The sequence below is a fragment of the Leucobacter edaphi genome (assembly GCF_016522535.1).
Lineage (GTDB): Bacteria > Actinomycetota > Actinomycetes > Actinomycetales > Microbacteriaceae > Leucobacter > Leucobacter edaphi.
In genome coordinates, this window is sequence record NZ_JAEHOI010000009.1 from 30,022 (window position 1) to 53,865 (window position 23,844).

At 70.0% G+C, this 23,844-nt stretch carries 22 protein-coding genes; 11 read left to right on the forward strand and 11 right to left on the reverse strand.

Annotated features, from left to right (window positions below; genetic code table 11):
- The first annotated feature begins 7 nt into the window (after positions 1–7).
- A complete protein-coding gene (locus JD292_RS09300; RefSeq protein WP_233613955.1) occupies positions 8–1,447 on the forward strand; it encodes an LssY C-terminal domain-containing protein in 1,440 nt (479 codons plus the stop codon).
- Here JD292_RS09300 and JD292_RS09305 read toward each other — a convergent pair.
- The 3 genes from JD292_RS09305 to JD292_RS09315 all read right to left on the reverse strand — a co-directional run bounded on the left by JD292_RS09305 (position 1,437) and on the right by JD292_RS09315 (position 5,836).
- Positions 1,437–2,429 carry an LLM class flavin-dependent oxidoreductase gene (locus tag JD292_RS09305; RefSeq protein ID WP_200132477.1) on the reverse strand — a complete coding sequence of 331 codons (993 nt, stop codon included), beginning with the start codon at positions 2,427–2,429 and terminating at the stop codon, positions 1,437–1,439. The two genes, JD292_RS09300 and JD292_RS09305, sit on opposite strands and share 11 nt — an antisense overlap.
- A 46-nt stretch (positions 2,430–2,475) precedes the next feature.
- Positions 2,476–3,849 carry an MFS transporter gene (locus JD292_RS09310; RefSeq protein WP_200132478.1) on the reverse strand — a complete coding sequence of 458 codons (1,374 nt, stop codon included), beginning with the start codon at positions 3,847–3,849 and terminating at the stop codon, positions 2,476–2,478.
- 217 nt (positions 3,850–4,066) lie between these two features.
- Entirely contained in the window at positions 4,067–5,836 is a 1,770-nt protein-coding gene (locus tag JD292_RS09315; RefSeq protein ID WP_200132479.1) for an acetyl/propionyl/methylcrotonyl-CoA carboxylase subunit alpha, read from the reverse strand.
- Positions 5,837–6,022: 186 nt separating this feature from the next.
- On the opposite strand from JD292_RS09315, the gene JD292_RS09320 reads away from it, so the two are divergent.
- The 7 genes from JD292_RS09320 (at position 6,023) to panB (ending at position 11,508) form a co-directional block, all read left to right on the forward strand.
- Positions 6,023–6,670, forward strand: coding sequence for a DUF937 domain-containing protein (locus JD292_RS09320; protein WP_200132480.1), 648 nt, complete (start codon positions 6,023–6,025; stop codon positions 6,668–6,670).
- 133 nt (positions 6,671–6,803) lie between these two features.
- The gene (locus tag JD292_RS09325; protein WP_200132481.1) at positions 6,804–7,247 is read left to right on the forward strand and encodes an FAS1-like dehydratase domain-containing protein; all 444 of its coding nucleotides are present in this window, start codon (positions 6,804–6,806) and stop codon (positions 7,245–7,247) included.
- Positions 7,248–7,250: 3 nt separating this feature from the next.
- A complete protein-coding gene (locus tag JD292_RS09330; RefSeq protein ID WP_200132482.1) occupies positions 7,251–7,676 on the forward strand; it encodes a MaoC/PaaZ C-terminal domain-containing protein in 426 nt (141 codons plus the stop codon).
- A gap of 62 nt (positions 7,677–7,738) precedes the next feature.
- Positions 7,739–8,845 (forward strand): UDP-N-acetylmuramate dehydrogenase, encoded by a 1,107-nt coding sequence (locus tag JD292_RS09335; RefSeq protein WP_200132610.1) that lies wholly within the window; start codon positions 7,739–7,741, stop codon positions 8,843–8,845.
- A gap of 5 nt (positions 8,846–8,850) precedes the next feature.
- A complete protein-coding gene (locus tag JD292_RS09340; RefSeq protein WP_369411218.1) occupies positions 8,851–9,624 on the forward strand; it encodes a DUF2520 domain-containing protein in 774 nt (257 codons plus the stop codon).
- Positions 9,621–10,565 (forward strand): pantoate--beta-alanine ligase, encoded by a 945-nt coding sequence (panC, locus tag JD292_RS09345; protein ID WP_200132483.1) that lies wholly within the window; start codon positions 9,621–9,623, stop codon positions 10,563–10,565. The genes JD292_RS09340 and panC overlap by 4 nt, the downstream gene beginning before the upstream one ends.
- 85 nt (positions 10,566–10,650) lie before the next feature.
- Positions 10,651–11,508, forward strand: coding sequence for a 3-methyl-2-oxobutanoate hydroxymethyltransferase (gene panB, locus JD292_RS09350; protein ID WP_200132484.1), 858 nt, complete (start codon positions 10,651–10,653; stop codon positions 11,506–11,508).
- 46 nt (positions 11,509–11,554) lie between these two features.
- On the opposite strand, the gene JD292_RS09355 is transcribed toward panB, so the two are convergent.
- The 4 genes from JD292_RS09355 to JD292_RS09370 form a co-directional block, all read right to left on the reverse strand.
- Positions 11,555–12,961 (reverse strand): O-acetylhomoserine aminocarboxypropyltransferase/cysteine synthase family protein, encoded by a 1,407-nt coding sequence (locus JD292_RS09355; RefSeq protein ID WP_200132485.1) that lies wholly within the window; start codon positions 12,959–12,961, stop codon positions 11,555–11,557.
- Positions 12,958–14,208 (reverse strand): MalY/PatB family protein, encoded by a 1,251-nt coding sequence (locus JD292_RS09360; protein WP_200132486.1) that lies wholly within the window; start codon positions 14,206–14,208, stop codon positions 12,958–12,960. Before JD292_RS09360 ends, JD292_RS09355 begins: the two co-directional genes overlap by 4 nt.
- 74 nt (positions 14,209–14,282) lie before the next feature.
- Complete coding sequence (locus tag JD292_RS09365) at positions 14,283–15,644, reverse strand: heparan-alpha-glucosaminide N-acetyltransferase domain-containing protein (RefSeq protein ID WP_200132487.1); 1,362 nt, start codon at positions 15,642–15,644, stop codon at positions 14,283–14,285.
- Between the two features lie 168 nt (positions 15,645–15,812).
- A complete protein-coding gene (locus JD292_RS09370) occupies positions 15,813–18,074 on the reverse strand; it encodes a hypothetical protein (RefSeq protein WP_200132488.1) in 2,262 nt (753 codons plus the stop codon).
- Between the two features lie 287 nt (positions 18,075–18,361).
- On the opposite strand from JD292_RS09370, the gene JD292_RS09375 reads away from it, so the two are divergent.
- Positions 18,362–18,814, forward strand: a complete 453-nt coding sequence (locus JD292_RS09375) for an META domain-containing protein (protein WP_200132489.1) — start codon at positions 18,362–18,364, stop codon at positions 18,812–18,814.
- 22 nt (positions 18,815–18,836) lie between these two features.
- Here JD292_RS09375 and JD292_RS09380 read toward each other — a convergent pair whose 3' ends face one another.
- Positions 18,837–19,316 (reverse strand): ATP-dependent zinc protease family protein, encoded by a 480-nt coding sequence (locus tag JD292_RS09380; RefSeq protein ID WP_200132490.1) that lies wholly within the window; start codon positions 19,314–19,316, stop codon positions 18,837–18,839.
- Positions 19,317–19,340: 24 nt separating this feature from the next.
- On the opposite strand from JD292_RS09380, the gene JD292_RS09385 reads away from it, so the two are divergent.
- Entirely contained in the window at positions 19,341–20,534 is a 1,194-nt protein-coding gene (locus JD292_RS09385; RefSeq protein ID WP_200132491.1) for a RimK family alpha-L-glutamate ligase, read from the forward strand.
- 184 nt (positions 20,535–20,718) lie between these two features.
- On the forward strand, positions 20,719–21,327 hold the full coding sequence (locus tag JD292_RS09390; protein WP_200132492.1) for a hypothetical protein: 609 nt from the start codon (positions 20,719–20,721) through the stop codon (positions 21,325–21,327).
- 66 nt (positions 21,328–21,393) lie between these two features.
- Here the strand turns inward: JD292_RS09390 and JD292_RS09395 are convergent, their stop codons facing one another.
- The 3 genes from JD292_RS09395 to JD292_RS09405 all read right to left on the reverse strand — a co-directional run bounded on the left by JD292_RS09395 (position 21,394) and on the right by JD292_RS09405 (position 23,843).
- On the reverse strand, positions 21,394–22,107 hold the full coding sequence (locus JD292_RS09395) for a YceI family protein (protein ID WP_200132493.1): 714 nt from the start codon (positions 22,105–22,107) through the stop codon (positions 21,394–21,396).
- 123 nt (positions 22,108–22,230) lie between these two features.
- Positions 22,231–23,205: a diacylglycerol/lipid kinase family protein gene (locus JD292_RS09400; protein WP_200132494.1), complete on the reverse strand. Its 975-nt coding sequence runs from the start codon at positions 23,203–23,205 to the stop codon at positions 22,231–22,233.
- Between the two features lie 65 nt (positions 23,206–23,270).
- Positions 23,271–23,843, reverse strand: coding sequence for a hypothetical protein (locus JD292_RS09405; RefSeq protein WP_200132495.1), 573 nt, complete (start codon positions 23,841–23,843; stop codon positions 23,271–23,273).
- Position 23,844: the final 1 nt, after the last annotated feature.

Sequence of the window (23,844 nt, forward strand, 5' to 3'; positions counted from 1 at the left end):
TGACGGCATGTCCGCATCCGAGGGGGCCGACCGGCGCGACGAGCAGCACGCCTCGAAGCGCCGCTTCGCGATGCAGATGCAGCAGCCGCTCCCCACGGCGACGATCGTCGACCGCGTCGCATTCCTCGTCGGTACCGTCTGCGCGATCTGGCTCGCTGCGGTGTTCGCCGTGCAGGGATTCCGATCGTGGTGGGCGCTGCTGCTGTTCATCCCGGTCTGGGCGATCATGGCCTATCTCGTGCTGCCGCGCCTGCACCGGCTGCTCTCCGACCTGTACGTCCCCGACTACTTCTTCGGCCGCACCCGCACCGCGGACGGGCTGCTCGGAGACCCGGTCAATCTCGGCGTGGACGGCTCGGCGGAGCAGCTCGACACCGCGATGCGGCGCGCCGGCTGGATCCGGGCCGACGAGATCACGGCGGGATCCACGTGGCGGATCATCGCCTCAACGCTCACGCGCAGGAGCTACCCGTCCGCCCCGGTTTCACCGCTCATGCTGTTCGGACGGCGCCACGACGTCGCCTATCAGCAGGAGGTCGAGGGCAACCCGAAGCAGCGTCACCACGTGCGCTTCTGGCACTGCCCACCCGGGTGGCTGCTGCCCGGCGGCGCGCACGCCGACTGGCTCGGTGCAGGAACCTACGACACCGACGTTGGGCTTTCCCTGTTCACACTGCAGATCACCCACCGTATCGATGAGAACACCGACGAGGAGCGCGACTTCGTTGTCGACAGCGCAACGTCCGCGAACCCCGAGGTCCGGGTGCGCACGCTGCACGACTTCACGACCGGCTATCACTCCCGGAACGGCGGCGGCGACCGCTTCATCACGGACGGAAATCTCCCGATCCTCGACGTGACCGGGGTCCCGCTCGCCGAGGAGGCCGGGGACCGTGCGCCGGGGGCGCCGGCTGCCGCGAGCCCCGACCCGGGCGGAGCCCCCGAACCTCCCGCTGGCCGCGTCCCGGCGTTCGAGACGCAGTCCGCCGAATACCTGCTCGAGCGGGTGCCGCTTTCCGTGAGCGTCGCCGTCGGGATCATCGTGCTGGGCGGGCTTCTCGACCTGGTCTTTCTCCTGCTCGATCCGGAGGTGCGCGCGCTGTGGGGCGGAGACGAGCTCGAATCGATCGCCTACGGCACCGTCGCGACGATCGGCGGCCTGCTCACCGTGGCACAGCTCCTGATGGGGTGGTTTGTGCTCCGCGGCGGCAGGAGGGCCCGCGTCGTGCTCATGGTGCTGCTGTTCGTCGGGATTCTGGGAACCGCGATCAACTATCTCGATGGGACCTCACCGCTGCAGCTGAACGCGACGCTGCTCACGGCGTCGCTCATGTGCCTCGCGCTGCTCGCGCTCTCGAGCGAGTCAGCCGGGGCGTGGGCGCGGCGTTCGCGGCGGCCGCGCGGCCGCGGGGAGCCTCCGGGCGGCCGCCGATCACTCAGGCGGTGAGCGCGGAGGGCGAACCGTGCCGAATCGAATCGAGCTGTTCCGCGCGCGTCGGCGCAGCGTGGACCGTGATGAGCTCGTCGGCCCCGGCGTAGTTTGCGAACGCCTCGAGTTCCGCGCGGACCCGCTCCGGCCCGCCGATGGCCGTGTGCTTCAGCATGGCCCGGATCTCGCGTCCGGCCGGGGTGTCCATCAGGGGTTTTGCCTCGTCCATCGTGAGCTCGCGCTCGCGCCCGCGCGAGAGGAAGGTGCGCACCCGGTTGAGCTCGGTGCGCGCGAAGAGCTCCTCGGCGGCGGCGTCATCGGCAGCGGCAACGACGTTGACGCCGGCGCTCACGTACGGCTCGGGATGGCGCTCGCTCGGCACGTAGGATCCGCGATAGAGCTCGACCGCCGGGCGGAGCTGCTGCGGGGCGAAGTGCGAGGCGAACGAGTAGGGGAGTCCCAGCTGCGCCGCGAGACTCGCGCCGAAGAGACTCGAGCCGAGGATCGTGAGCGGAACGTTCGTGCCGCGGCCGGGATAGGCGTTGACCCGGTTCTGCGGGATTTCCGATGACAGGTAGCTCTGCAGCTCGAGCACATCCTCCGGGAAGCGATCGGAGGCCTCGAGGGAGCGGCGGAGCGCCCGGAAGGTGGCGCCGTCGGTGCCTGGCGCGCGGCCGAGCCCGAGGGAGATGCGGCCCGGATGCAGTTCCGCGAGGGTGCCGAACTGCTCGGCGATGACGAGCGGAGAGTGGTTCGGCAGCATGATCCCGCCGGCGCCGAGCCCGATCGTTTCGGTGCGCGCTGCGATGTGGGCGATGAGCACGGCGGTGGCGCTCGACGCGATCGAGCGCATGTTGTGGTGCTCGGCGTACCAGATCCGCGTGTAGCCGCTGCGCTCGGCGAGCCGGGCGACCACCTCCGAGTGGTGGAGCGCGTCGCCGATGCTCCCGCCGGCCTCGACGGTCGCGAGGTCCAGAATCGAGAGCGGGGTGGCGGTCATGCTCAGCACAACCTCCACCCCGCTCCGGGTATTCCCCCGCGGCGCGCTACCTGCGCGGCTCCGGGGTCCAGACGGCGATCTGCCCGGTGCGCTCGAACTCGATGTCGAGCGGAATGTTGGAGCGATCCTTGAGGAGAATGCTCGCGAGCAAACCGAGCGAGGTCATGAAGAGGAGGTAGACGACGATGGCCCAGGTGGTGCCGAAGGTCTGCAGCAGGAGCTGCGCGATGGTCGGGGCGAAAGCGCCGCCGAGCACGCCGCCGAGGGCGTAGCTGATCGAGATGCCCGAGTAGCGCATCGAAGCCGGGAACGACTCCGCGAACCACACGGCCGCGGGACCGTAGGTGATGCCGAGGCCGATCGCGAGCAGGCACGTCCCGATGAGGACGCCCGTGACACCGCCGTTGAAGACGAACTGGAAGAGGGGCACGACTGCGGCGGCCTGGAGGATCCATCCGATGTTCATGACCATCTTGCGGCCGAAACGGTCGGAGAGCGGGCCGGAGAGGTAGGTGAAGACCGCCCAGACGGCGGCGGCGAGAAGCACCGCGAGCTGCACCTGAACCGGGTCGTAGCCGAGGCCGCCCTCGCTCGGCGGACGCGACGCGAGGCCCTGCACGTAGCCGCCCGTGAGCATGTAGCCCACCGCGTTGTTCCCGGCGAAGAGGAGGGCGCACAGGATCACGAGGGGGAAGTGCTGGCGGAAGACCTGCGCGATCGGCGCGCTCTCCTGCTGACGCGACTCCTTGATCTCGCTGAACACGGGCGACTCGTCCACGGTGCGGCGGATGATGAAGCCAGCGACGATGAGGACGACGGAGAACAGGAACGGCACGCGCCAGCCCCAGGCCTCGAACGCCGCGCCGGGAGCGAGGAAGCGCATGAGCGCGAGCACCGCGGAGGCGAGCAGCATGCCGAACGGCACGCCGAGCTGCGGGTAGATGCCGAACAGGCCGCGCTTGCCGGGGGGCGCGTGCTCGACCGACATGAGCACGGCGCCGCCCCACTCGCCGCCGGCCGAGAGGCCCTGCAGGATGCGGAGCAGGATCAGCAGCACCGGCGCCGCGTAGCCGATGCTCTGGAAGGTGGGGAGCAAGCCGATGCCGACGGTGGCGATGCCCATGAGGAGCAGCGTAATGACGAGCATGGGGCGGCGGCCGAGCCGGTCGCCGAAGTGGCCGGCGAGGAACGCGCCGAGGGGGCGGAAGAGGAAGGACAGGCCGATCGTAACGAGCGAGAGGAGCTGCATCATCTGCGGGCCCGCCGGTTCGAAGAACAGCTTTGCAAGCACGAGGTTCGCTGCAAAGGCGTAAATGAAGAAGTCGTACCACTCGATCGTGGTGCCCACGATGGAGGCAGCGACGACCTTTCGCCGCTCGCGTGGGGTTGACTCATACGGAACTGTGGCGGGTGCAGTCATTATGTGACATCCTTGTCCAACTATTGAATAGCTATCGCATTCGAGCCTAAGTCAATTTCTCGCTCAGCGCGAGGGTGAGATTCGGGTGTAATCGAGCTGTGACATTAGGCGACACGTGAGTAGCAGGTTGTGCGTGTCGACGCCAGCGTCGACACGCACAAAGGCCCGCGAATCCGTGAGTGGATTCGCGGGCCTGAGCGGAGCCGGGTCGGTCCGGCTACTCCGCCTGATCGACGATCGACAGCAGCACATGGCCGTTGGCGACCGTCTGGCCGACCGGGGCATCGACGCCGACGACGACACCGGAGCGGTGCGCGTAGAGCGACTGCTCCATCTTCATCGCCTCGAGCACGACGATGAGATCGCCCTCGGTCACGGACTGGCCGTCTTCCACGGCAACCTTCACCACGGTGGCCTGCATCGGGGCGGTTACCGCGTCGCCGGCGGCGGAGGCAACACCGGCGCCCTTCGCGCGCTTCGGTGCGGGGCCGCGAGTGACCTCCTGGTCAACGAGGGGGAGCAGCGTCGCGGGCATTGTCACCTCGACGCGGCGGCCCTCGACCTCGACGACGACGTTGCGGCGCTTCTCGTCCTGCGCGAGCGGGGGAACTTCGCCCTCCCACGGCTCGATGTCGTTCTCGAACTCGCTCTCGATCCACAGCGTGTAGACGCCGAAGCGGCCATCGGGTGCGGTGAACGCGGGATCGCGGACGATCCTGCGATGGAACGGGAGCACGGTGGGCAGGCCCTGGATCTCGAACTCATCGAGCGCGCGGCGGGAGCGCTCGAGCGCCTCCTCGCGGGTGGCGCCCGTGACGATGAGCTTGCCGAGCATCGAGTCGAAGGAACCCGAGACGACATCGCCGGAGGCGACGCCGGTGTCGACGCGCACCCCGGGGCCCAGCGCGGGCTTGAACAGGGAAACGGGCCCTGGAGCTGGGAGGAACCCGTTGCCAGGGTCCTCGCCGTTCAGGCGGAACTCGAAGGAGTGGCCGATCGTCTGCGGGTCCGAGTAGTCGAGGACGCCGCCCTCCGCGATCCGGAACTGCTCGCGGACGAGATCGATGCCCGTGACCTCTTCGGAGACCGGGTGCTCGACCTGGAGGCGCGTGTTGACCTCGAGGAAGGAAACCGTGCCGTCCTTGGCGACGAGGAACTCGCACGTGCCGGCACCGACGTAGCCGACCTCCTTCAGGATCGCCTTCGACGCCGAGTAGAGGGAGTCGATCTGCGCCTCGCTGAGGAACGGCGCCGGCGCCTCCTCGACGAGCTTCTGGTGGCGGCGCTGCAGGGAGCAGTCGCGAGTGGACACGACGACGACGTTGCCGTGCTGATCCGCGAGGCACTGGGTCTCGACGTGGCGGGGCTTCTCGAGGTACTTCTCCACGAAGCACTCGCCGCGGCCGAATGCGGCGACCGCCTCGCGCGTGGCCGACTCGAACAGCTCGGCGACCTCGTCGCGATCGTAGGCCACCTTCAGGCCGCGTCCGCCGCCGCCGAACGCCGCCTTGATCGCGATCGGGAGGCCGACCTCGTCCGCGAAGGCGAGCACCTCCTCCGCGTTCTGGACGGGATCGCTCGTGCCCGCGGCAAGGGGCGCCCCCACCTTCTCTGCGACGTGCCGCGCCGAGACCTTGTCGCCGAGGCGCTCGATCGCCTCGGGGCCGGGGCCGATCCAGGTGAGTCCGGCATCGATCACGGCGCGCGCGAAGTCCGCGTTCTCGGCGAGGAAGCCGTAGCCGGGGTGCACGGCATCGGCGCCGGAGCGGCGGGCGATGGCGAGGATCTTGTCGATCACGAGGTAGGTGTCCGCGCTGGTGGTGCCGTTGAGCGCGTAGGCCTCATCGGCGAGCTGAGCGTGGAGCGCATCCCGATCCTGATCGGCGTACACGGCGACGGAGGCGATCCCGCTGTCCGCTGCGGCTCGGATGATGCGGACGGCGATCTCTCCCCGGTTGGCGACGAGGACTTTACGAATGCGCGACATGGAGTACAGCCTATTGGAGGGGGTGGTGCCTCCCTTGGATATATCGCACAACCTTTTCCGGATTCCTTCTCGGAATCCACAGATCAACCGAGCGAATCTTCCCGCCCCGAAGCCCCCATCAGGCGCTAGCCTTGACCCAGTGACCGCGCTTTTTGGACGGTGCACCGACCCCGATGGAGGGAACACATGGCAAGCGATTCGGAACTCCAGGCACTGCTCGGTCAGGTGCCGATCGGCGATCTCGCCGCGAAGTTCGGCGTGGACGACGCGACGATGCGGGAGGCGGTGCAGCAGGCGCTCCCCGGACTCGTCGGCGGCATGGCGGTCAACGCGAGCGACCAGGAGGGCGCGCAGAAGCTCGAGGCCGCGCTCGAGAAGCACAGCGGAGCCGAGGGCGGGATCTCGCTCGACGCGATTGACGAGGCGGACGGCCAGAAGATCGTCACCCACGTGCTCGGTGACAAGGAGAGCGATGTCGCCCACGCGCTCGGCCAGAACGCCGGCAGCTCGGTGATCAGCAGCCTGATCCCGAAGCTCCTCCCGCTGCTCGCCCCGATTGTGATGCAGTTCCTCGCGGGGAAGCTGCTCGGCGGCGGGTCCAACGGCACCGTGGCGAGCCAGCCGGCGCAGGGCGGCGGCGGCCTCGGCGGGATCCTCGGTGATCTCCTCGGCGGGCTGCTGGGCGGCGGTTCGCAGCCGCAGGCCAAGTCGCAGCAGAGCCAGGGCGGCGGACTCGATGACCTGCTCGGCGGCCTGCTCGGCGGCGGCTCGAGCTCCGGTTCGGGCGGCGGCGGCCTCGGCGGTCTCCTTGGCGGCCTGCTCGGCGGGAAGTAGTCGAGGAGCGGTTCCGGATCGGCGTCCTTCGTGCGGCGGCGCACGGCGGGCGCCGATCCCGTTCCGGGCCCGTTCCTTCCCTGATCCGCGGCTCGTTCTGCCGCGAGGATGCCCCGCTCGGTAGACTGTCGGCGTGGTGAATCCAGAGATCCAGGGCCGGGTGTATCCGGCGACCGAACCGTACCTCGTCGGGCGCGAGAAAGTGCGCGAGTTCGCGCGCGCCGTTCTGAGCGCCTCGCCGCTCCACCTCGATCCTGAGGCGGCCCGCGCCGCGGGCTTCGCGGACGTCGTGGCCCCGCCGACCTTCGCGGTCGTCGTGCAGGAGGCCACGCTGGCGCAGCTTCTCGCCGACGAGGAGGCCGGCGTCGATTTCTCGCGCGTCGTCCACGGTGACCAGCGCTTCACCTACTCCCGCCCCATCGTGGCGGGCGACGAACTCACGGCGACCCTCACGATCGCCGCCGTGAAACAGCTCGGCGGCCACTCGATGGTCACGGCATCGTCCGAGGTCGTCGACGCCGCGGGCTCGCACGTCGTCACCGCCATTTCCACGCTCGTGGTGCGCGGGGAGGAGTAACGCATGACCGCCCCAAACTTTTCTGAACTGTCCGTCGGGCACGTCGTCGCCGAGCGCGAGATCGAGCTGGGCCGAGACGCACTCGTTCGTTACGCGGGTGCCTCCGGGGACTTCAACCCGATCCACTACCGAGACGATGTTGCGACCTCCGTGGGCCTCCCCGGCGTGCTCGCGCACGGAATGCTCACGATGGGCGTCGCAGGCTCCGTCGCCACCGACTGGCTCGGCGCCGCTGCAACGGTGGCCGACTTCCAGGCGCGCTTCACCCGCCCCGTTCCGGTGCAGGCCGAGGGCGGCGCCCCCCTCACGGTCACCGCGACGATCGGCGCGCTCGATACCGAGGCGCGAACCGCGCGGATCGACCTGAAGGTGGTCTTCGACGGCTCGACGGTGCTCGGAAAATCGCAGCTCGTGGCGGCCTTCGCGTGAGTTTTCCCGATATTCGGCCGGAACCGGTCGGCGAGGAGACTCCGCTTTCGGCGCTCACGACGATGCGCGTGGGCGGGCCAGCTGAGCGGATTCTCGCGGCGCACAGCTCCGAGGAACTCGTCGAGCACGCTCGCGAACTCTGGGACGACGGAGAGGACTGGCTGCTGCTCGGCGGCGGCTCGAACACGGTCGTCCACGACGACGGATACCCCGGTCCCGTGCTGCTCGTCCGCTCGACCGGGATCTCGCCGATCGCGGACGAGGCGGCGGCCGCCGAGGGGCGCGTGCGCCTGCGCGTGCAGGCCGGCCACGACTGGGATCACCTGGTCGCCGCGACCGTGGAGCGCGGGCTCGCGGGGATCGAGGCGCTGTCGGGGATTCCCGGTCGCGCCGGTGCGGCGCCCGTGCAGAACATCGGCGCGTACGGTCAGGAGCTCTCCGACGTGCTCCACTCGATCGAGTTCCTCGACCGGTATCTCGACGAGGTGATCCGGATTCCCGCGGCGGAGCTGGGGCTCGGGTATCGGGATTCGGATCTCAAACGCGGCCGCGAGGGCGTCGTGCTCTCGATCGACCTGCTGCTCACGCCGACCGCCGAGGGCGATGCCGACGGCTCGGCGCCGATCGCCTACGGGCAGCTCGCCGCGGCGCTGGGCGCCGAGATCGGCGATCGTGCCCCCCTGCGCGAGGTCCGCAACGCGGTGCTCAAGCTGCGCGCCTCGAAGGGCATGGTGCTCGATCCCGCTGATCACGACACCTGGAGCGCCGGATCGTTCTTCACGAACCCGATCGTGTCCGAGCGCTTCGCGCGCACGCTGCCCGCCGACGCGCCCCGCTTCGAGATCGGCGACGAGGACGACGCCCCGGCCGTGACCACCTTCGAGGAGCTCTCGCTCGGAATGCCGCTGCGCGTGCCCGAGCCGACTGGGGAACGCCTCGTGAAGCTCTCAGCGGCGTGGCTGATCGAGCAGTCGGGCGTGCGGAAGGGATTCCGGATCCCGGGTTCCGGCGCTGCGATCTCGTCCAAGCACACGCTCGCGATCACGAACCGCGGCAACGCGACCGCCGATGAGGTCGCGCAGCTCGGCCGGCTGGTCGTGCAGCGGGTTCAGCAGGAGTTCGGCGTGATCCTGCAGCCCGAACCGAACCTGTACGGCCTGGAGCTGTAGCGCCCGTGCGCGTCGGAATCGTGGGGCGCGGGCGGATGGGCCGCGCGCTCGTGCCCGCGCTCGCCGCGGCGGGGCACGAGGTGCTGCCGCCGGCCGGGCGCGGCGCCGACGGGCGCGACCCGAGTGGCGCGCCCGTCGACGTCGTGCTGCTCGCCGTGCCCGACGCCGCAATCGCGGACGCCGCGGCGCTGATCTGCGACGGGCCGCTGATCGGGCATCTGTCCGGGGCGACGCCGCTCTCCGTGTTCGCGGGGCGCTCCGGCGTGTTCAGCGTGCACCCGCTGCTCTCGGTGACGGGCCCCGAGACGGACTTCGCCGGTTCGTGGGCCGCGGTCGATTCCGACAGTCCGTCCTCTGCTTCGGTAGCCGCCGTGATCGTCGAGGCCCTCGGCCTGCGTCCGTTCTCCGTCGCTGATCACGATCGCGCCGCATATCACGCCGCGGCATCGATCGCGGCGAACTTCCTGATCACGCTTGAAGGCGCCGCCGAGGATCTCGGCCGCTCAGCGGGCGTTCCCCGGGAGGCGCTGCTCGCGCTCGCGCGCGGCTCGCTCGAGAACTGGGGCCGGGTGGGGGCCGCCGAAGCGCTCACGGGTCCCGTGGTGCGCGGAGACGCTGACACGGTCGCCCGCCAGCGCGCGGCCGTCGCGGAGCGGCTTCACGGTGAACTCGCGCTGTTCGACGCGCTCGTCGCCGCGACCGAGCGGCTCGCGGGCCGGACGCGAGCGCATCGAACCACTGACCGCGCGCGGAACGCAGACACGGGGGAGCCGTCATGAGGATTGTGCGCACGGTGGCCGAGCTGCGTGACGCCACGCTGGCCGCGCGGACGACGGGGACGGGTATCGCCCTGGTCCCGACGATGGGGGCGCTCCACGAGGGACACCTGTCCCTCGTGCGCGCGGCACGGGCAGAGAATGCGCTGGTCGTGCTCTCGATCTTCGTGAACCCGACGCAGTTCGATGACCCGAGCGATCTCGCCGCCTACCCGCGCACGGAGCAGCGCGACGCGGAACTCGCTGGCTCGGCGGGCGCCGATGTGATCTTCGCGCCGTCGGCCGCCGAGATGTATCCGGACGGCTTCGCGACCACCGTGCACGTCGGCGGCCCGCTCACCGCGACCCTCGAGGCCGCGGGGCGCGGCACCGGGCACTTCGACGGCGTCGCGACGATCGTGTCGAAACTGCTGCTCGCAGCCCTGCCGGATGCGGCGTACTTCGGTATGAAGGACGCCCAGCAGGTGCTCGTGGTGCGCCGGATGGTGCGCGATCTCGGGATACCGTGCCGGATCGTCGCCTGTCCCACCGAGCGCGACGCCGACGGGCTCGCCCTGTCGAGTCGCAACACGAGGCTCACCGCCGAGGAGCGCGAGCGGGCGCTCGCCATCCCGCGTGTGCTGCGGAGGGTCGCCGAGGCGATCCGGATCGGGGCAGCAGGGAAGGCAGCCGCGGCGGCCCCATCGGGGGATCCTGCTCCGACCGGCGCCGAGCCGCTCGCGGATCACGGCGCCTTCGAAACGGCCAGGCGGCGCGGGCTCGCGGAGCTGAGTGCCGCAGGGCTCGATCCGGAGTACCTCGCGATCGTCGATCCCGAGGACCTGACGCCCGTGGACGCTCCGCCGGCTGGAGGCGCGGTGCTCGTGCTCGCTGCGGCGCGGGCGGGGAATACGCGCCTGATCGATAACGTAGTAGTGGATACCGGGACCCCCGTTCCCCGATGACCGACCCAATGGGGCAAACGCCTCGCTGCGGCGCCGTCCCCGCGGACGCAGCACCCCCGCACCGCACAACCGAGGAGTGATGGAAATGCCGAAGATCTCGATCCCCGAGCTCGCGCGCAAGCGGGAAGCAGGCGAACCGATCGTGATGGTCACCGCGTACGACTTCCCCGGCGCGCGCTGGGCCGAACGCGCCGGAGTCGACATGGTGCTCGTCGGAGACTCCGGCGCCCAGGTAGTGCTCGGATACGACTCCACCGTTCCCGTCACGACCGACGAGATGCTCGTGCTCGCGCGCGCGGTGCGCCGCGGCACGGAAACCGCGTTCCTCGTCTGCGACGTGGCATTCGGTACGACCGAGACCTCCGACGCGCAGGCCGTCGAGACGGCCGTCCGCTTCGTGAAGGAGGCCGGAGCCGACGCCGTGAAGATCGAGGGCGGTCGAGCGGAGCGGCTCAGCCGGATCCGGGCGATCGTCGCGGCCGGGATCCCCGTCGTCGGCCACATCGGACTCACCCCGCAGACGGCGACGGCCCTCGGCGGCTTCCGCGCCCAGGGACGGACCGTCGCGAGTGCCTCCCGTCTCGTCGAGGAAGCCATCGGGATCGAGGCCGCCGGCGCGTTCTGCATCGTCGTCGAGGCCGTCCCCTCCGAGATCACCGAGGTGCTGCGGGAGGCGCTCACGATCCCGATCATCGGGATCGGCGCCGGGCCCACCGACGGGCAGGTGCTCGTGCTCCACGATCTGCTCGGGATCACCGAGGGGCACACCGCCAAGTTCGTGAAGCAGTTCGGCACGATCGGCGCCGACGCCGTCGCCGCGATCACGGCCTACGGCGAGGAGGTGCGCTCGCGCGCCTTCCCCGCGGAAGAGCACGGCTACGCGGGGACGCCGGAGGCGCTTGAGGCGGCGCGCCAGGCCCTCGCGGCTCACGCGTCGGAGTAGCGAAGGCGCGTGCCCGCGCCGCGCCGGAAATGGCAGGCGCGGCGCGCTACCGTACCCGGTCGAGTCCCGCTCGTAGGTCCCTGATCAGGTCATCCGCGGACTCGAGTCCGACCGAGAGGCGGAGCAGCCCCGGCGTGATCCCGAGCCGCTCGTTGATTTCGCCGGCGAACGTCGCGTGCGTCGAGGTGAGCGGGTGGATGATCATCGAGCGGGTATCCCCGATGCCCGTCATGCGCGAGAACACCCGGAGCCCGTTGACGAAGTCGCGGGCGCCGTCGATTCCGCCGCGCACGGTCACGCCGAAGACGGAGCCCGTCCGGCCGGAGTAGTCGCGGCGCGCGATGCCGTGCAGCGGGTGCGAGGGGAGGCCCGCGTAGTCAACCGACTCGACCTCCGGTTGCTCCTCCAGCCACGCTGCGATGCGGAGCGAGCTGTCGACGTGACGCTCCATGCGGAGCGACAGCGTCTCCATGCCCTGGTGGAGCAGGAACCCGTTGAACGGGGCGAGCGAGGGGCCGATGTCGTTGACGACGGCCTCGCGGACGGCCCGCGCGTAGGCGCCACTCCCGAAGCGGTCGAGCATCGACCCGAGGCCGGGGCGGGGAGCGCGGGTGATGAGCGGATAGCTGCGCCCGGCGCGCTCGGCCGCCTCCCAGTCGAAGTTCCCACCGTCCACGACCGCGCCGCCGATCGAGGCGCCGTGCCCCGAGAGGAACTTCGTCGTCGAGTGCACGACGATACTCGCGCCGTGCTCGAACGGCCTGATCAGCGCGGGAGTGCCGACGGTGTTGTCCACGACGAGGGGCAGGTTGTGCCGGGCGGCGACGGCCGCGATCCTGCGCAGGTCCGTGACGTCGTTTCGCGGGTTCGGGATCGTCTCGGTGTAGATCGCCCGGGTGTCCGGGCCGATCGCGCGATCCCACTCTGCGTCGTCGTCCGCGTCCCAGACGTAATCCACCTCGATGCCGAAGCGCTTGAAGCTCCGCCCGAACAGGATGCGCGTGCCGCCGTAGATCGACGCGGTCGACACGATCCGATCGCCGTGCTGCGCCAGGGCGAACAGCGCCGAGGAGATCGCGGCCTGCCCGCTCGACACGGCGACAGCGACCGTCCCGCCCTCGAGCGAGGCGAGCCGGGCCTCCGCCACCCCGTTCGTTGGGTTGCCCTGGCGCGAGTAGATGGGGTCGATGGAGCGGCCGGCGAAGCGATCGACCTGATCGTCGAAGTCGTCGAAGACGTAGCCTGCGGACAGCGCGAGCGGCGGGACGCGCAGGCCCGTGTTGAGATCGGCGTACTCGCCGGCGTGGACCTGCCTGGTGTCGAAGCCGAAGCCGTCCCAGTCGTCGACCGGGGGCTCGGCAGGGCTCGGCGCGCTCGCCGCCGGTGGTCGCGCTGGGGTCGCCGCAGCACCGGCCTCGCGCGCAAGCTCTGCCGCCGCCAGTTCGGGGCTCATGCTTCCGCCCCCGATCCGGGCAGGATCCCGGCGATCCGGTCGATCGCGCGCTCGAGCGTGTCGGGTGCGCAGGCGAGATTGATGCGCGCGTGCCCGGCCCCGCCGACGCCGAATGCCGCCCCGTCGTTCAGCGCGACGCGCGCCTCCGCGAGAATGCGTCCGGCGGGACCGGGGCCGAGGCCCGAGCCCGTGAAGTCGAGCCAGGCGAGATAGCCCGCGCGCGGCCGGATGAGCCGCACTCCCGGGAGCCGCTCCGCGACGAGCTCGTGGAGCCGCGCCTCGTTCGCGCGGACGAGCGCGATGGCGCGGTCGAGCCAGTCACGGGACTCGGCGAACGCCGCGACGCCGGCGTGGAGGCCGAGGATGCTCGCGCGGGTTGTGGTTTCCGGGGGGAGGCCGCGCAGGAGCGCGTCGGCGCGATCGTCGGCGGCGACGATCACGGAGCACTTCGCCCCCGCGAGATTCCATCCCTTGCTCGCCGAGGTGGTCGTCACGGACAGGGCTCCGGCGGCGGCCGCGAGCGGCGCGAACGGGGTGAACGTCGTTCCCGGGTGCGTGAGCGGCGCGTGGATCTCGTCGGAGACGACGAACACGTCGTGGCGGGCTGCGAGGCGCGCGAGCTCGGCGAGCTCCTCCTCGCTGTGCACGGTGCCGTGCGGATTGTGCGGGTTGCAGAGGATGAAGGCGTCGATCCCCGGTTCCGTGGCGAATGCCGCGGCAATTCCCGCGAGGTCGAGGCGGAAATCGCTGCCGTCCGCGCTGATCAGGGGCAGCTGGACCGTCTCGAACGGCACCTCCTCGAGCATCTCGAAGAAGCCCGGATAGCAGGGCGTCGCGAGGGCGAGCCGGCCGCCATTCGGGCGAGCGACCCTGAGCGCCTCGACGACGCCCGTCGCGACATCCGTCGCGAGATGGACCCGGTGTTCGGGAACGGCCCAGGCGAAGCGATCCTCCGCGAAGCCGGCGAACGCCGCTGCCAGCGGCCCGGGGCCATCGAGGTAGCCGGTATCACTCGCCTCGACGCGCTCGATCAGGGCGCGCTTGATCGCGGGCGCGAGTTCGTAATCCATCTCGGCGACGTAGAGGGGAAGCACGTCGTCGGGGAACCGCGTCCACTTGATGCTCGTGCGTCGCTGCCGCAGCCGCTCGGGGGTGAGCTCCGCGAACGGAACCCCGCCCGGGTCGGCGGTAGCCGATACCCCGCCCGCGCCGCGCTGCTGAGCCTCGATACACGCTGCCTCACTCATGACCCCATGATGACCCCATGGAAAGCGAACTTCCAGCGCCGCGGTAAAGCGGAGTCATCGAGGGTCACTCAGTGTCACATTCGCGTGCGCGCTCGCGTGGTGATCGCGATCGTGTTCGTGACGCCGCGCGAGATCAGGGTCTCGAGCGGGCCGGATCGGCCGGTGCGGGAAAGCACGAAGCCGATGAGCAGGACCCCCGCGAACTGAACCGCGAGGCCGCCGACGCCGATCGTCCACCAGGGGAGCGAGCCGCCGAAGGCCTGCGGGTCCGACTCCGCGACCCCGAGCGTCAGCGCGACGAGCACGATGTGCAGCACGTAGATCGTGAGCGGAGCCGCTCCGGCCGCGCGGAACACATCCGTGATCAGGCCGGGTCGCTTGCCGCGCGCATCGAAGGCGAGGACGAGGACGCAGATCACCGCGAAACTGATCGCGATGGTCCGCACGAGATCCATGCCCGATCCGGAGTGCGGCGTTGCGACGAGCTGCGCCCACAGCCCGGTGCCCGCCGGTGCCCCATACCCGGGCGATTCGAGGAGGACCCGGATGAGCGCCTGATCGACGTGGTCGGGCAGGCTCGAGCCGAGCAGCGCAACGTGGGAGATCGCCCACTCGGAGACGGCCTGACCCGCGATCGCGACCGCGATCCCGCCGCCGGCGAAGAGCGCAGCGACCCGGCCCAGCGTTCCCCGCCGCATCGCAGCGATGAGGGCGCGCGCCAGCAGAATTCCCGCGGTGAGGTAGACGAACCACGTGAGCGCCGGATAGATCCCCGTCACGAAGAGCGCCCGCAGCGACTCGATCGGCGCGGTGAACAGCGTCTCGAACGTGGGGGATCCGCCCTCGGTCACCTCCCCGATGGACTGGCGCACGAACGCGTTCACGGGCCCGCTCGCGGCCCCGACCACGACTGCGATCAGGGCGAGCAGCGGCCCGCGAACCGCGATCAGCGGCGCGACGAGCATCATCGCGACGCCGAAGAAGCACAGCACCACCGCGACCGGACTCGCCAGCATGCCGAGGAGCAGCCCGATGAAGAACACCACGGAGCCCCGGATCGCGATCGCAGCGATTGCCGCGCCGACCCGGCCCTGTTCCAGGAGGCGGCGGGAGGCGAGCGCGCTGCTCACCCCGCCGAGCACGGCGAACAGCGGAGCGGCGATCCCCACGGCGGTGAGGTTGACCACCTCAGCGGCGACCGCGCCGACGGGCCCAGAAGCGGAGACCGCGGTCGTCGTCGCGATGAGGTGGGTGGCCATCATGCCGACGATCGCGAGCAGCCGGGCGATATCGACGCCGACGAGGCGGGCGCCCGATCCGTCGAGGGCCGCATCGCGACTCGCGGACGCGCGGTCCGGGACGGTGTCGGCCGCCGACGCGGTGCGGGGCGATGGCGCGGACACGGGGGGTGCGGCGGTCGGGATGCTGGCAGTCATGGTTCCAGCTTCGTCGGAAGCATTCCGCCCCGGATCGGCCCGGGGTGCCTGCGCGTGGTACCCGGGTACCTTGGTGCCGGAGCGGCAGCGGGCCGGGTTCAGGATCCCCGAACACAGCGGAAGGGCCCCCGGCGAGAACGCCGGAGGCCCTTCACGGGTGCGATCGGATTAGATCCGGTCAGCGCGCATGCGGCGCGCGGCGAAGGCGATCACGCCGCCGCCCAGGAGCAGCGCGGCACCAGCGGCGATCCCGAGGGGGAGGAGGGCGTCGCCGCCCGTGACGGCGAGATTGCCGTCGTCTCCACCGGTGTTGCCGTCGCCGGGGTTGCCGGCCGGGTCGGTGCCGGGGTTCGTGCCCGGGTTCGGGTTCGGGTTGGGGTTCACGGCGACGCCGCCCTCAACCGTGAACTTCACCGCGGTCGGCTTCGACTTCACGCCGTTGACGGTCTGCGTCGCGGACGCCGTGAAGGTGCCCGGCTTGAACTTCTCACCGAAGTCGACGGTCCAGGTGCCATCGGCACCGGCCGCGCCGTCGGCGAAGGGCGCCTTGCCAGCCTCGGCCATGGCCTTGGCGAGCTTGCCCTCGACGGCGACGTCGACGCGCGCGCCCTCGATGCCCGTGCCCGAGATCGTGCTCGGCGCGTTGGTGTCCTTGAAGTTCTGGCCGTCCTTGATCGAGGTGATCTTCGGAGCGACCGGGCGCACCACGACCTTGCCGGTCGCGGCGGGGCCGGTCTTGCCGTCGATGGTCTGCGTCGCGGTCACCGAGTGGCTGCCGATCTCGAAGCCGGCCTTAACGCTCCAGTTGCCCTTCGCGTCGACCGTTGCGGTGCCCGTGGCGTCGCCGCCGAGGGTGATCGTGGCGCCCGGGGTGCCGGTGCCGGTGATCGTGACATCGCTCAGCTCGGAGTCGACGTTCTTGATCGTCGGGGCGCCGACCGTCGTGTCCGGCTTCTCGACCGTGAACGCGAAGGAGGTGGCCTTCGAGGAGCTCATGCCGTTCTGCGCGGTGAACGAGTAGGTGTAGGTGCCCTCGGTGGTCGGGGCCGTGAAGGTGGCGTTGCCGCCGCTCACGTTGGCCGAGGCGCCGGAGGTCGACTCGGCGACCTTGGTGGCGTTCGTCGGCGCGTTGACGACGATCGAGGCGCCCGGCGCGACGGTGGTTCCCGTTGCGACCTTGGGGGCGTCGATGTCGAGCGCGACCTCGTAGCCGGCGATGCGGGTGGCGTCCAGGATCGAGGTCGACCAGGTCCACTGCTTGCCGTTGTTCTGGTCGGGGGTCAGGCCGCCGCTGATGAGGCCGACCGCCTTGGTGCCCTGGATGACGGAGCCGCCGGAGTCGCCCGGCGCGGCCTTCACGTCGCTCGAGAAGCCCTTGACCCACTTGTCCTCGATGCGGCTCCAGCCGTTGATGATGTCCTCGTTGGAGACGGTGCCCGAGGTGTAACCGGTGGTGCGGCCCGACTTCGTGACGCCCGTGCGGGTCGCGTCGCCGACGGACTTGATCTTCACGGTGTCGCCGCCGAGCGAGTCGAGCGAGGGACCGGCCGTCTTCCAGGTGGTGACCTCGGGCTTGAGGTTCCAGCCACCATCGGTGTTGACGTCGATCGCCGAGACGTCGGTCGAGTTCTGGTCGTTGTTCGCACCGATCGTGCTGCCGGGGCCGCCGAACTGGACGAAGTTGAAGCTGCCGAAGCGGACGGGGTCCTTCTCGTACCCGTAGCCCTCGCCGCCGACTGCCGGCTCCTGGTCCGGGATGGAGAGGATCGTGTCCTTCAGCGGGTTGTCCGTCGCACCGAAGCCACAGTGGCCCGCGCTGAGCACGGCGGGCTTCTTGCCTGCGCCCCAGGCGCTGAAGCCGATCGAGCAGGCGAACATCTTGTTGTTCGTCACGTCGAGCGTGATGTAGCCCGCGCCCGCGACGACGTCACCGGCGGCGAAGGACTTCGGGGCGTTGGGGAGTTCGACCGTGACGACGTCGGACGGGGTCTCGGCCCCGCGCGTCTCGGCGAAGGACTGGATCGCCTGGTCGGCTTCCTTCGTCTCGGGAGCGGCGGTCGTGACGACGACGGTCTTGCCCTCGTCGTTCAGGCCGACGGCGACGAGCTCCACTCCGGCCTGGTCGAGGTTCTTGACCTCTTCCTTGGAGGGCGCGGCGACGGCGTCGTCGCTCGGCTTCGTCGCGGGCTTCTCCGCGGCCGGAGCCTGGGGTGCGGCCTTCGCGTCGTCCGTGGCGTCGGTGGTCGGGGCGTCCGCCCGGGGGGCGGTCGTCTCGGCGGTCTTCGCCTCCGAGGGTGCGGCGCCGGAATCGGCGATGTTCTGATCGTTCGGCGCTTCGGTGCTCTCTGCCATCGCGGGTGAGGCGGCAAAGAGGCTGCCGAAACCGATCGCGAGAGCTGCGCCGAAGGCGAGCGGGCGACGTTTCGTCACGTGTGGAGTCCTCCCAGTTACTTACAAGGTGCAAAGTTTGGCTTTATCCGTAGTTGATTCAGGTCGAATGCTCGAATGAGACATTCAGGGGGGAGACCACACCAACAGAAGTGATAGAGCCTTATCCAACGTAATCGCTGGGAGACTATGCCGCAACACACAGTGATTATTCGGGTCATTCATAGGAATGGAAAAACACCTGATAGAACGCCATAAAAATTCGATGCTCAGGATTCCGGATTTTCTTCCTGGTTACGATGAGTTCATTCGAGAGGGGAATGCGGACCATGATGCGAAACACACGACGCACGACCATTGCGGCAATCGCCGCAGGGATCCTGCTGGCGGGATTGACCGCCTGCGCACCGGGGGCGCAGGGACCCGAGAACTCGAAGGGCGCAGGGGACGGAGAACAGGGAAAAATGACGACCGACACGACCGCACAGCCGGGCAGCGACGCCGTGCTCGGCACCTGGACCTCGCAGCAGGAGGGGAACCCCGAGCTCAACTTCGAGCCGAAGGGCGTCGTGAACGGAACGGACGGCTGCAACCGCATCGTCGGCAGTTACGAGGCCACCGCGGAGGGGGCCGACGTCAAGCTGCGGGCCTCCACGCTCAAGGCCTGCCAGGGCGTTGACACCTGGCTGAGCGGGGTCGCGCAGGTCCGCGTCGACGGGACGCAGCTGCACGTGCTCGACCACGCGGGCAAGGAGATCGGCGCGCTCGAGCGGAAAGCCTGATCCGATCGCGATCCGGGAGCCGCTACTCGCGACCGCGATTGCGGCGCCGGATCGCCCGCTTCGGCTTGCCGCCGAGGAACGACGAGGCCGAGTCGACGAGGTAGCCGCGTCGCAGCGCCTCGCGGCCGATGAGCATCCGGAACACCATCTCCTCGCGATCCGTGAGCGTGACCTCCGCTGGGACGGTGCGGCCCGCGATCTTGATGTCGATGAGCACCACCGGACGCTCCTGGGCGTGGCCCGAGGAACTGCGCACGATCCGGCGATCGTGGATCGGGAGTTCGACCGCGACCTCGTCCGAATCGGCCCGCTGCCAGGGATGCGCGAGGAAGCGCACCCACGGCGCGCCGTCGCGCTCGAACTCCTCGATTCCCGTCGCGTGCAGCGCGGAGGTCTGAGCGCCCGTGTCGATCTTGGCCTTGACCCACGGGATCCCGATACTGGGCAGATTCACCCACTCCCGCCACCCGATGGGAGTGCTTGAATAGGAGGGATCCACCATGCTCCTATTCTGGCAGGGAACTCCGTGAAACTTGCTCTTCTCTCGCGCGCACCCCAGGCGTACTCGACGCAGCGGCTCGTCGCCGCCGCCGAGCAGCGCGGTCACCGGGTCCGCGTCCTCAACACGCTCCGCTTCGCGATCGACCTCGCGGGAGAGGAACCCGACCTGCAGTATCGGGGCAAGCAGCTGAGCGACTACGACGCGGTGCTTCCCCGGATCGGCAACTCCATCACCTACTTCGGCACCGCGGTCGTGCGCCAGTTCGAGCAGATGGACGTCTACACTCCGAACACCGCGAACGGCATCTCGAACGCGCGTGACAAGCTGCGCGCGATTCAGATTCTGTCGAGACACAACATCGACATGCCCGCAACGGCGTTCGTGCGCAATCGCGCCGACGTGCGACCGGCGATCGAGAGCGTCGGCGGCGCGCCGGTGGTGATCAAGCTGCTCGAGGGCACCCAGGGCATCGGGGTCATCCTCGCGCCGCAGGTGAAGGTCGCGGAGGCGATCATCGAGACGCTGCACTCGACTCGCCAGAACGTCCTGATCCAGCGCTTCATTTCCGAGAGCAGGGGGCGTGACATCCGGGCGCTCGTGGTCGGGGACCGTGTCGTCGCCGCGATGCGGCGGATCGCGAGCGGCGACGAGTTCCGCTCGAACGTGCACCGCGGCGGAACCGTCGAGGCCGTGCAGCTCGACTCCGCCTACGAGCAGGTCGCGGTGCGCGCGGCGCAGATCATGGGTCTGCGGGTCGCCGGCGTCGACATGCTGGAGGGCGAGGACGGGCCGCTCGTGATGGAGGTCAACTCCTCGCCCGGCCTGCAGGGGATCGAGACGGCGACCGGACTGGACGTCGCGGGCGCGATCGTCGATTTCATCGCCAACCAGGTCAATTTCCCCGAGATTGACGTTCGGCAGCGGCTCAGCGTCTCGACGGGGTACGGCGTTGCGGAGCTCACGATGCACGCGGGAACCGATCACGTGGGACGCACGCTCGGCGATCTCGGGCTGTGGGACAGGGACATCACGGTGCTGACCCTGCATCGCGGGGCGCAGGTGATCCCGAACCCGCGCAAGCACCTCGTGCTCGAGGCGGAGGACCGGCTGCTGTGCTTCGGCCGGCTCGAGGAGATGCGGTCGATGATTCCGGACAAGAAGCGCCGCAGGGCGCGCGTGCGGAAGCTGCCGAAGGGGGCGCAGGACTTCGGATCCTGACCGGAGGCGGAGGCGGAGACGGGGGCGCACACGGGGGCCCGACCCGGTACCGGTACCGGTGTCGGCTCCGGCGCGAGGGCGCCCCGCCCGCTCGATTTGCGAATCGCCCATAGCAATCCCATAGGGTGAGGAGTGCAGTCGGACAGATCCGGCACCCGCACCGAAGCGATCAGGGGGATTCCATATGGCGATCAGTCTTCGTGCCGCGCGCTCGCGCGGCCCCGCAATGCTCGGCCTCGCCGGAGGCTCCTCGCTCGTGCTCGCGCTCGTCGGCTGTTCCGGCGCAGGAACGGGGGCGGAACCCGAGCAGAAAGCCGACGGCACCAAGACCGAGGCCGCCGCAACGCCGGGCACCGCCACCTGCGATTTCAGCGGGGACGGGCCGAAGACCGCCACGATCACGGAGACGGCGGACGCCTACGAGGTGACCTTCACCGGCGACTTCATCACCCCGGAGACCATGCAGCCGAAGGAGGGACGCACCACCTTCGGCGTCAGCCTGTGGGACCCGGAGAACGGCGACTCGACCGCGCTCATCTTCCAGTACGAGCGCGGTACGCTCGCGCAGAGCGGCTTCCAGGAGGAGGCCGAGATCACCCCGCTGAAGACCGAGGTGAAGCTGGAGGACGGCGCGTTCACGGCGAAGTACCCGAAGCCGATTCCCTCCCTTGAGCAGACCCCGCCGACCACCTGGACGCCATCGCTCTACGTCGACGATGGAACGGGCGGCCAGCCCGAAACCTATCGCTGCGGCGACGGCCGGACGCAGCCGTTCACCCCGCTCGGGAAGTAAGCAGAAGAGACCCCGGGTGCGGTCCGTCGCCCGGTGCGACGGCCGCGGTCGGCACGCGCCTGCCGGTCAGTGCGCGACGTTCAGCTGGAACTCCACCGCGCCCTTCGGCTCGACCTTCACGAACCCGAGGTCGGGAGCCTCGACGCCGAAATCCGCGAAGGTGATCGGGATGCTGCCCGCGAGCTGACCCGTGCTGCCATCGCTCTGCACCTGGACGGCGGCCTCGACGCTGCGCGTGGTGCCCGCGATCGACAGGTCGCCGACGGCGGTCGCCTGAACGGCGTCGCCCGACTTCGGCGTCTCGGCGAGGGTGACGGGCTTCGTGAGCGTGAACGTTGCCGTGGGATGCTCCGCGGTGCGCAGGGCGTTGTCGCGGAAATAGCTGTCGCGTGAGGAGCTATCGGTCTGGATCGAGGCGACATCGACCTCGATCCGCGCGGCCGAGAGCGTCTTGCCGTCCTCCGAGATCGTGAAGGTGCCCCGCACGTCGGAGGTGCGACCCGTCACCGTGACATCGGTCCCGTTGAGCACCTCGTTGACCCGGTACCCCGCCTCCGAGCCCTCGGAAACGGTCCACTCGCCGGCGACCGCCGACGGCTCGAGGGCGTCACCGACGGCCGATCCGCCGAGGACGCCCTCCTTCGCGGAGAGCGTCGGCGCGCTCGCGGCCTGCCCAGCGACGAGGTCCCGATAGATGAGGGGACCGGCGATCGCCGCGGCAGCGACCACCGCGAGCACCGCGGCGCCCGTGACGATCAGGACTTTGTGGGACTTCTTCACGTGCGCTCCAGACGGGGGTTCAACGCACTCAGCATCGCAGCCCCGCCGAGGAGGGACCTCCGAGGGAGTCGTGAGGAGCCTGACAATCCCGCCAGCGAGGGCGGCCGGGAGCGCGCCGCCGGATCAGCGCACCCGCAGCGCCCCGGGGCGCACGACCACCGTGAAGGCCACGACCTCGCCGACCTCGTCGCCGTCGACCTCGAGCTCGAGCGGCTGATCGAGCCGCAGGCTCACGCGCTCGGCCTGGGCGTGCTCGGTCGATTCGGTGCTCTCTGCCTGGTCGGCGCCCGAGATGAGGCGCTTCACGCCGTTGTCCCACACGACGTTCCTGAGGGTCTCCATCCAGGAGACGACGCCGTCGGCGCGGAGCAGCAGCAGATCGAGCTTCCCGTCGTCCGGCTCGGCGTCCGGAAGCAGGGTGACCCCGCCCTGGAGCGTGCCGCAGTTCCCGATCAGCACCGTGTGGGCCCGATCGTGCACGGGATCGTCGTCGCCGAGGGTGATCGTGAAGTCGGTCACGTCGCTGCCGGCGACGGCGCGTCCGAGCGACTCAACATAGGCGAGCCACCCCGCCCGGGACTTCAGCTCGTCGTCGGTCTCCACGATCATCTGCGCGTCGATCCCGAAACCCGCCATGACCACGAAGGCCTGGGTCTCCGTGGAGCCATCGGCGCGCTCGAGCTCGAGCTCGCAGAGGTCGATGGGCCGTGCACGCTCCGACAGGGCTCGAACGAGCGCCGCAGCGGGGTCGTTGAGGGGGACATCGAGGTTGCGCGCGAGGAGATTGCCCGTTCCCCGGGGCAGAATCCCCAGTTCCGCACCCTGATCGACGCGCTTGCCCGCGCCCAGTTCCGCCGCGACGGCTCGCACGGTGCCATCCCCGCCGGCCGCGATGATCAGTCCGCACCTCGCGGCGAGAGCCTCCTGGGTCGCTGACGCTCCCGGATCGTCCTCGCTCGTGGAGAACCACAGCGCTTCAGGGCTGTCCTCCGGTCCCGAGGCGCCCGCGAGCTCCTCCGTTGCGGCCTCCCAGGCCGCTCGCAACTCGTCCTCGGAGATCTTCGAGGGGTTCCATACGATCCCAACGGGTTCGGTCATTTCGTTCTCGTTCTTTCTCTCGAGTGTTCCTGGGGGGGGAGGGGATGGGTCGGGTTCCGGCTCGCTCAGAGCTCGACGAGGAGCGCTTTCCAGTGCGCGCGCCACGCTTCGATCTGCTCCTGATCGGGGATCCCGTCCTGGCTGACGGTGAGGATCGAGCGATCGGCGTCCTTCGCGACTGCCGCGACCTCGACCTTCCCTGCTCCCTCCAGCGGGAGGCGCCAGAAGGTGCGCTTGTCGGTGCGCGAGGGGCGCGGCACTCCCGCGGCGTGGCCGAGGTGCTCGGTCCGTTCGCCGTGGGCCGCGACCCACGAGGCGACCGCCGCGTCGCGGTCCAGGGAAAGCGTCCGCGTGGCGCTCACCCGGAACGTTCCGGTCGACGACTGCCCGGGCACGCGGAGCCCGACCTGCTGCTCGAAGGCGATGGCGACGCCCTGCGCCCACCAGTGCCTGCTCTGCATGTCCTCGGGGGTGGCGGCCAGGGCGAGTTTCGCGATCTCGGGGTGGGCGAGCTCGCGGGCGTTGTTCGCGTCGAAGTAGGCCATCCAGGAAGCCCAGTCGCGGCCGGTCGCGCGTTCGATCCCGGCGATACTCGTGCCCCGCGTCTCGTTGCCAGCAGCCGCAGACTTCTTCGTCATG

Excerpts from the sequence above, each read along its gene's own strand:
- JD292_RS09300 (WP_233613955.1), top strand. The coding sequence starts at position 8 with ATGTCCGCATCCGAGGGGGCCGACCGGCGCGACGAGCAGCACGCCTCG.
- JD292_RS09305 (WP_200132477.1), bottom strand. The coding sequence starts at position 2,429 with ATGACCGCCACCCCGCTCTCGATTCTGGACCTCGCGACCGTCGAGGCC.
- JD292_RS09310 (WP_200132478.1), bottom strand. The coding sequence starts at position 3,849 with ATGACTGCACCCGCCACAGTTCCGTATGAGTCAACCCCACGCGAGCGG.
- JD292_RS09315 (WP_200132479.1), bottom strand. The coding sequence starts at position 5,836 with ATGTCGCGCATTCGTAAAGTCCTCGTCGCCAACCGGGGAGAGATCGCC.
- JD292_RS09320 (WP_200132480.1), top strand. The coding sequence starts at position 6,023 with ATGGCAAGCGATTCGGAACTCCAGGCACTGCTCGGTCAGGTGCCGATC.
- JD292_RS09330 (WP_200132482.1), top strand. The coding sequence starts at position 7,251 with ATGACCGCCCCAAACTTTTCTGAACTGTCCGTCGGGCACGTCGTCGCC.
- JD292_RS09335 (WP_200132610.1), top strand. The coding sequence starts at position 7,739 with ATGCGCGTGGGCGGGCCAGCTGAGCGGATTCTCGCGGCGCACAGCTCC.
- panC (WP_200132483.1), top strand. The coding sequence starts at position 9,621 with ATGAGGATTGTGCGCACGGTGGCCGAGCTGCGTGACGCCACGCTGGCC.
- panB (WP_200132484.1), top strand. The coding sequence starts at position 10,651 with ATGCCGAAGATCTCGATCCCCGAGCTCGCGCGCAAGCGGGAAGCAGGC.
- JD292_RS09355 (WP_200132485.1), bottom strand. The coding sequence starts at position 12,961 with ATGAGCCCCGAACTGGCGGCGGCAGAGCTTGCGCGCGAGGCCGGTGCT.
- JD292_RS09360 (WP_200132486.1), bottom strand. The coding sequence starts at position 14,208 with ATGAGTGAGGCAGCGTGTATCGAGGCTCAGCAGCGCGGCGCGGGCGGG.
- JD292_RS09365 (WP_200132487.1), bottom strand. The coding sequence starts at position 15,644 with ATGACTGCCAGCATCCCGACCGCCGCACCCCCCGTGTCCGCGCCATCG.
- JD292_RS09375 (WP_200132489.1), top strand. The coding sequence starts at position 18,362 with ATGATGCGAAACACACGACGCACGACCATTGCGGCAATCGCCGCAGGG.
- JD292_RS09380 (WP_200132490.1), bottom strand. The coding sequence starts at position 19,316 with ATGGTGGATCCCTCCTATTCAAGCACTCCCATCGGGTGGCGGGAGTGG.
- JD292_RS09390 (WP_200132492.1), top strand. The coding sequence starts at position 20,719 with ATGGCGATCAGTCTTCGTGCCGCGCGCTCGCGCGGCCCCGCAATGCTC.
- JD292_RS09400 (WP_200132494.1), bottom strand. The coding sequence starts at position 23,205 with ATGACCGAACCCGTTGGGATCGTATGGAACCCCTCGAAGATCTCCGAG.
- JD292_RS09405 (WP_200132495.1), bottom strand. The coding sequence starts at position 23,843 with ATGACGAAGAAGTCTGCGGCTGCTGGCAACGAGACGCGGGGCACGAGT.